Raw genomic sequence first — 919 nt, forward strand, 5'->3', positions numbered from 1 at the left:
GTCCTATACTAATATTTTCCAAAATAATTCCGGTAATAAATGAAATACATGAAAAAATCATTAACCCTGTAGATAAAATCGCTGTCGGCAGTCTAAGAACTAAGCCAGTTTCAATAAAATAATTAACTAACGGAATAGCAAGTACAATTCCAACTATAGCAAAAAATAGGGCTATTAGGCTATAGAATAGAAATGGCCTCTCAGAAGAATAAAGTTTGATAATTGTCTTTAATATTCTTATCCCGTCCTTATAGGTACTTAATTTACTAGTAGAACCTTCCATCCTTGCAAAATATGGTGTGACAACTTCAGAATAGGGCATTCTAAGTTCAAGTGCATGTACAGTTAACTCAGTCTCGGTTTCAAAACCTTTTGCCATGGCAGGGAACGACTTAACATATCGTTTAGAAAACACTCTATAACCAGAAAGCATGTCTGAAAAATCCCCTCCAAAAATACTTTTTACACAACCAGTCAGGACTTTATTTCCCAGTGTATGCCCTGCTCGATAAGCATTTTTATCCGTATGTTCACGGACGCCAACTACCATATCTAACCTTTCAGAAATAAGTTTATTAATTAGAGTGCGACTTACTGAGGCATCATATGTAGCATCACCGTCAACCATGACATAGATATCCGCATCAACATCCGCAAACATCCGACGAACAACATTCCCTTTCCCTTTTTCTTTTACGCAAAAAACATGTGCACCGGCATTTCTAGCGATTTCTACAGTATTATCAGTGGAGTTGTTGTCAAAAATATAGACCTCTGCTTCGGGTAAATATTGATTGAAATCTTTTATAACATTAGCAACAGACAACTCCTCATTATAGCATGGGACGATTACAGCTATGTGAAAGTCTTTTTGATTCGACATTTTAAAATCCACTTTAATATTTAATGACATTCTAAC

General features: G+C 35.5%; 1 protein-coding gene. It reads right to left on the reverse strand.

Annotated features, from left to right (window positions below; translation table 11 throughout):
* A partial coding sequence (locus tag NNO02_RS23340; RefSeq protein WP_271455886.1) for a glycosyltransferase family 2 protein occupies nucleotides 1-883 on the reverse strand: 883 nt, incomplete at its 3' end.
* Nucleotides 884-919 lie beyond the last annotated feature (36 nt).

Origin of the sequence: Citrobacter sp. Awk 2, assembly GCF_028069815.1 — a bacterium.
Lineage (GTDB): Bacteria > Pseudomonadota > Gammaproteobacteria > Enterobacterales > Enterobacteriaceae > Citrobacter.